The 5,339-nt window shown below is 70.6% G+C and carries 6 protein-coding genes; 1 reads left to right on the forward strand and 5 read right to left on the reverse strand.

All coding sequences use genetic code 11. From position 1 onward, the window contains the following. Window positions 1–189 precede the first annotated feature (189 nt). Window positions 190–1,203: a GlxA family transcriptional regulator gene (locus GA0115254_RS31535; RefSeq protein ID WP_093898686.1), complete on the reverse strand. Its 1,014-nt coding sequence runs from the start codon at window positions 1,201–1,203 to the stop codon at window positions 190–192. A 74-nt stretch (window positions 1,204–1,277) separates the two neighbouring features. On the opposite strand from GA0115254_RS31535, the gene GA0115254_RS31540 reads away from it, so the two are divergent. Then, a complete protein-coding gene (locus GA0115254_RS31540; RefSeq protein ID WP_093898690.1) occupies window positions 1,278–1,862 on the forward strand; it encodes a cysteine hydrolase family protein in 585 nt (194 codons plus the stop codon). Between the two features lie 3 nt (window positions 1,863–1,865). Here GA0115254_RS31540 and proC read toward each other — a convergent pair whose 3' ends face one another. The 4 genes from proC to GA0115254_RS31560 all read right to left on the reverse strand — a co-directional run bounded on the left by proC (window position 1,866) and on the right by GA0115254_RS31560 (window position 5,322). Further along, window positions 1,866–2,675: a pyrroline-5-carboxylate reductase gene (gene proC / locus GA0115254_RS31545; protein ID WP_093898691.1), complete on the reverse strand. Its 810-nt coding sequence runs from the start codon at window positions 2,673–2,675 to the stop codon at window positions 1,866–1,868. Between the two features lie 92 nt (window positions 2,676–2,767). Further along, a complete protein-coding gene (locus GA0115254_RS31550) occupies window positions 2,768–3,547 on the reverse strand; it encodes an ABC transporter permease (protein WP_093898687.1) in 780 nt (259 codons plus the stop codon). Continuing rightward, on the reverse strand, window positions 3,544–4,311 hold the full coding sequence (locus GA0115254_RS31555; RefSeq protein ID WP_093898688.1) for an ABC transporter ATP-binding protein: 768 nt from the start codon (window positions 4,309–4,311) through the stop codon (window positions 3,544–3,546). The genes GA0115254_RS31550 and GA0115254_RS31555 overlap by 4 nt, the downstream gene beginning before the upstream one ends. 171 nt (window positions 4,312–4,482) lie before the next feature. Continuing rightward, window positions 4,483–5,322 (reverse strand): class I SAM-dependent methyltransferase, encoded by an 840-nt coding sequence (locus GA0115254_RS31560; RefSeq protein WP_093898689.1) that lies wholly within the window; start codon window positions 5,320–5,322, stop codon window positions 4,483–4,485. Between the last annotated feature and the right edge of the window lie 17 nt (window positions 5,323–5,339).

Here is a 5,339-nt window from a genome sequence, read left to right on the forward strand (position 1 = left end):
AGTGAGACTTTAGCGAATCCAGGGCCTCGACGCTAATCGGGGTTGCGCTCCTTCGAACGCGGATTCTCCATTTCGCAAATGCGCACAGAAAGTCTGGCGACAGATGTCGCTGGCCCGATGTGGTTACTGCGGAATGGCTGTCCGGGGACCGACCGGAGTCGGCGCTCACGTCGGACAACTCGGAGAACATTACGGATGTGGGCGTGTCGTGTCAACCTCGGGCCTGCCCTGGTTCTGATGGAAGGCCAGGCGGTAGTCGCGGGGACTGGTGGAGAGGTGGGTGGCGAAGTGCTGGCGCATGGTGACCTCGCTGCCGAAGCCGCTGCGGCGGGCGATCTCGGGGAGGGGCAGGTCCGTCTGTTCCAGGAGCTTCTGAGCTGCGGCCACGCGTTGGGTGATCAGCCACCTGAGCGGGGTCGTGCCGGTGGTGGCCTGGAAGTGGCGGGCGAAGGAGCGGGGGGACATTCCGGCGTGCGCGGCGAGGTCGGCGACCGTGTGGGGTTCGGCCAGACGGGTCAGGGCGAAGGCCCGTACCGAGGCGAGGGTGTCGGCGTCGCGGTCGGTGTGGGGTGTGGGGTGCTCGATGAACTGGGCCTGGGTGCCGGTGCGGAAGGGAGCCGTGACCATCGAGCGGGCAATCGTCGCGGCCGTCTCCGCGCCGTGGGCCGTACGTACGAGATGGAGGCAGAGGTCGATGCCGGCCGCGGTGCCCGCCGACGTCCAGATGTTGTCGTCGTGGAGGAACAGGGCGTCCTGGACGACCGTCACGTGGGGGTGGTGGGTGCGCAGGAGGTCGGTGAGGTTCCAGTGGGTGACTGCCCGGCGGCCGTCGAGGAGGCCGGCCTGGGCGAGGGTGAAGGCTCCGCCGCAGAGGGCCGCGATGGGGGTGGCTCGGGCATGGGCACGGCGCAGCGCTTCGAGGACCGGTTCGGGGGCCGGTGTCAGGTGGTCGTCGAGGCCGGGGACGACGATCAGGTCGGCGCGGGTGAGCCAGGCGAGGGTGCGGTCGGGGGTGAGGGAGAGGCCGCCGCGCAGCGGGATGGGGGCCCGGTCGGCGGCGGCGCGGCGCAGGTCGAAGGGTGGGACGCCGCGGTCGGTGCGATCCACTCCCCAGACCTCCGTGATGACGGAGACGTCGAACGCGCGGATGCCGGGGAACGAGACGAGCGCGATGCGGGTGGGTGGGCGGCCGGTCGTGGACATGGTGGCAGTAAAACATCGATCGATGGCTTTTTGACCTCTGGGCCGCAGGGGTGCGGCGCGGCAGCATCGTTCGTATGGAGATCGCAGAGAACGCAGCGCTGGTCGTGGTGGACGTACAGGAAGGTTTTGAGGAGGAGGCGTACTGGGGGCCGCGGAACAATCCCGGGGCCGATCGGAACATTGCGGGGCTGATCGATGCCTGGCAGGCAAGTGGACGGCCCGTGGTGTTCGTACGGCATGACTCGCCCGAGCCGGATTCGCCGTTGCGGGTGGGGCAGCCGGGGAACGACTTCAAGAGGTACGTGGAGGAGCGGCGGGGGAAGGGAAGTGGGCCCGAGTTGTTGCTGACGAAGAGCGTGAACTCCGCCTTCTACGGGACGCCCGATCTCGGGGCGTGGCTGGACCGGGGCGGGGTACGGCAGATCGTGGTGGCCGGGATCCAGACGAATATGTGCGCGGAGACAACAGCGCGGATGGGCGGGAACCTCGGGTACGAGGTGTTCTTCGCGCTGGATGCGACGTACACCTTCGACGGGGGTGGGCCGTGGGGGTGGACGCTGGGCGCGGATGAGCTGGCGCGGGCCACCGCCGTGTCGTTGCACGGCGGTGGGTTCGCGAAGGTGGTGCGCAGTGCGGAGCTGATCGAGGCTGCCGGGTAGCCGTCAGCCGTTGCCGGAGGCGAGTTCGCGGCTGCGGTCGCGGGCTGCTTCGAGGGCGGCGATGAGGGCAGCTCGTACACCATGGTTCTCCAGCTCGCGGATGGCGCTGATGGTGGTGCCGGCCGGGCTGGTGACGGCTTCGCGGAGCTTGACCGGGTGTTCGCCGCTGTCGCGGAGCATCACGGCGGCGCCGATGGCGGCCTGGACGATCAGATCGTGGGCCTGGGCGCGGGGCAGGCCGAGCAGGATGCCCGCGTCGGTCATCGCCTCGACGAGGAAGTAGAAGTACGCCGGGCCCGACCCGGAGAGGGCGGTGGCCGCGTCCTGCTGGGACTCGGGGACGCGCAAGGTCTTGCCGACGCCGCCGAAGATCGCCTCGGCGGTGGCGAGGTGTTCGGTGGTGGCGTGGCTGCCCGCGGAGATGACGGACATGCCCTCGTCGACGAGGACGGGGGTGTTCGGCATGACGCGTACGACCGGAGTGCTCGTGGTGAGGCGGTCCTCGATGAAGGCGGTGGTGATGCCTGCGGCGGCGCTGATGACCAGGCGGTCGGCGGTGACGTGTCCGGCGAGCTCGTCCAGGAGCCGGCCCATGTCCTGGGGCTTGACCGCGAGGATGAGGATGTCGGCGCGCTTGGCGGCCTCGGCGTTGGTGACGGACTCGACGCCGTAGCGGCTGAGGAGTTCCTCGGCACGCTCGGAACGGCGGGTGGTGACCAGCAGGTTCGCCGGGCGCCAGCCCGCCCGGATCATGCCGCTGAGCAGGGCCTCGCCGATTTTGCCGGTGCCGAGGACTGCAACTGTCTGGGTCATGTGGTTCACCCTCCGGGCGGTGCTCGCGGTTCTCCGTGCGTCGTGCTGACGGTTCTCGGTGCTCGTGTCCGTCATCCTCGCACCGGGGCCGGTCAGGCGGTACGTCGGCGGAGCGTGGCCGCGCCGAGGGTGAGGACGAGCAGGGCGCAGCCCGCGACGACCAGGACGTCTCGAATGAAGTCGCCGGTGACGTCGGTGTGGTGGAGGACCTCGTTCATGCCGTCGACCGCGTACGACATGGGCAGCACGTTCGAGAGGGCTTCGAGGACGGGAGCCATCCGGTCGCGTGCGATGAACAGTCCGCAGAGCAGGAGCTGCGGGAAGATCACGGCCGGCATGAACTGGACGGCCTGGAACTCGGATGCGGCGAAGGCGGAGACGAAGAGACCCAGTGCCGTGCCGAGCAGGGCGTCGAGCAGGGCGACCAGGAGCAGCAGCCACGGTGAGCCGGTGACGTCCAGACCGAGCGCCCAGACCGAGAGTGCGGTGGCCAGGAGGGACTGGACGATCGCGACGGCGCCGAAGGCCAGGGCGTAGCCGCCGATCAGGTCCCCCTTGCCGAGCGGCATGGCGAGGAGGCGTTCGAGGGTGCCCGAGGTGCGTTCGCGCAGGGTGGCGATCGAGGTCACCAGGAACATCGTGATCAGCGGAAAGATGCCGAGGAGCGAGGCGCCGATGGCGTCGAAGGTGCGGGGGCTGCCGTCGAACACGTACCGGAGCAGCGTGATCATCACGACCGGAATCAGGAGGAGCAGCGCGACGGTGCGGGGGTCGTGGGTCAGCTGGCGCAGGACGCGGGCGGCGGTGGCGAGCGTGCGGGCGGGGCTGAGGGGCGGTGCGGCCGGGTGGAGCTGCGGGCGCGGGGTGCTCATCGGACGGTCTCCTGACGGGTGGCGGCTTCGTCGACCAGGTGGAGGAACGCCTCTTCGACGGTGGCGGCGTGGGCGGCGGTGCGCAGCGCCTCGGGGGTGTCGTCGGCGAGGATCTCGCCCTCGCGCATCAGGAGCAGCCGGTGGCAGCGCTCGGCCTCGTCCATGACGTGGGAGGAGATGAGGAGTGTCGTGCCGCGGTCGGTGGCGAGGGCATGGAAGAGGTTCCACAGGTCTCGGCGGAGTACCGGGTCCAGGCCGACGGTCGGTTCGTCGAGGACCAGGAGTTCGGGGGTGCCGAGCAGGGCCACGGCGAGGGAGACACGGGTGAGCTGGCCGCCGGAGAGGGTGCCGGCCAGCGCGTCGGCGTGGCCGGCCAGGTCGACCTCGGCGATCGCGCGGGTGACGGCGGCGCGGCGGGCGTCCCGGTGGCGGCGGCCCGGCTGGAGGATCGCCGCGAAGTAGTCGAGGTTCTGCCGGACGGTCAGGTCGGTGTAGACGGACGGGGCCTGGGTGACGTACCCGATGCGCGGGCGGAGGGTGGGGTGTCCTGCGGGGCTGCCGAGCACGTCGAGGGTGCCGGTGACCTTGGCCTGGGTGCCCACGACGGCACGCATCAAGGTGGATTTCCCGCAGCCGGAGGGGCCCAGGAGGCCGGTGATCCTGCCGGGTTCGACGGTGAAGTCGAGGTCGCGGAGGACGGTGCGGTTGCCTCGTACGACGGCGAGGCCGCGGGCCTCGATGGCGACGCCCGAAGAATTCATCATGCGATGAATTTTGATCCTGGCGGTGTCTGTCCGTCAAGAGCACGCCCGGGCCGTCGTGCTGGACCTCAGCAGCTGCACCGCACCGACCACGCATGCGCCGCGGTCCTGGAGGGCCGGGCCGCGGAGCGGGAGGCGCGCGAGGGCCTTCGGCGTGCGGATCAGGAGCGCGGATCAGGATCGCGGTGAGGGTGGGGCCGGGGTCGAGCCCGGGCGGATCGCCACGCTCAGGTCGACCACGTAGCTCTCCTCGACCGTGCCGTCCGGGAAGAGCTCCGCCAGCCGGCCGCACTCCTCGTCGAGGAATCGGTGCGTGGGTTCCTCACCGAGGACGAGGAAGGCGGAGTGGCTGCCGAGGTTGGCGAGATGGGTGTCGAGGGACACCCGTCGGGTCCAGGGCACCACGCGGTGCACGAAGCCGAGCCCGGACGGCAGGTCGCGGGAGCGGACGGGCGAGCCGTGGGCACCCTCGTCGGCACCGAAGAAGCGGCGGAGGCGGGCGTCCTGCTCGGCGATCCACGGGACGGAGTGGTCGGAGACATTCCACCAGAGGGCGAGTGCGCCGCCGGGGCGCAGTACGCGCAGGGCCTCGGGGGTGGCACGGTTCCGGTCGGTCCAGTGCCAGGACTGGGCATACGTGATCAGGTCGGCCGACGCGGTGGCGATGGGGAGACGGTTGCCGTCGCCACGCACGATCGGCACGTACGGGAGTGCCCGGTGCAGTTCTTCCGCCATGCCGCGGCCCGGTTCGACTGCGGTGACCCGCGCGCCCCGGTCGTGGAGAAGTCGGGTGGAGATACCCGTACCCGCGCCGACATCGATGGTGAGGGCGCCGCGCAGGGGGCGGCCGGCCAGTTCCTCGACGGTGTCGAAGAGGGCAGGCGGGTAGCCGGGGCGGGCCGCGGCGTACTGGGCGGCTGCGCGGTCGAAGGAGAGGGCGCGGGGTGGGGCCGGGGAGTCGGGTGGTGAGGAGGTGCGTGCCCGGAAATCGGAGTCGGAGTCGGAAGGAAGCATGGGGCCATCGTGGCCCG

Origin of the sequence: Streptomyces sp. Ncost-T10-10d, assembly GCF_900091955.1 — a bacterium.
Classification (GTDB): domain Bacteria; phylum Actinomycetota; class Actinomycetes; order Streptomycetales; family Streptomycetaceae; genus Streptomyces.

Coding starts and splice junctions, on each gene's coding strand:
- GA0115254_RS31535 (WP_093898686.1), bottom strand. CDS start 1,203: ATGTCCACGACCGGCCGCCCACCCACCCGCATCGCGCTCGTCTCGTTC.
- GA0115254_RS31540 (WP_093898690.1), top strand. CDS start 1,278: ATGGAGATCGCAGAGAACGCAGCGCTGGTCGTGGTGGACGTACAGGAA.
- proC (WP_093898691.1), bottom strand. CDS start 2,675: ATGACCCAGACAGTTGCAGTCCTCGGCACCGGCAAAATCGGCGAGGCC.
- GA0115254_RS31550 (WP_093898687.1), bottom strand. CDS start 3,547: ATGAGCACCCCGCGCCCGCAGCTCCACCCGGCCGCACCGCCCCTCAGC.
- GA0115254_RS31555 (WP_093898688.1), bottom strand. CDS start 4,311: ATGATGAATTCTTCGGGCGTCGCCATCGAGGCCCGCGGCCTCGCCGTC.
- GA0115254_RS31560 (WP_093898689.1), bottom strand. CDS start 5,322: ATGCTTCCTTCCGACTCCGACTCCGATTTCCGGGCACGCACCTCCTCA.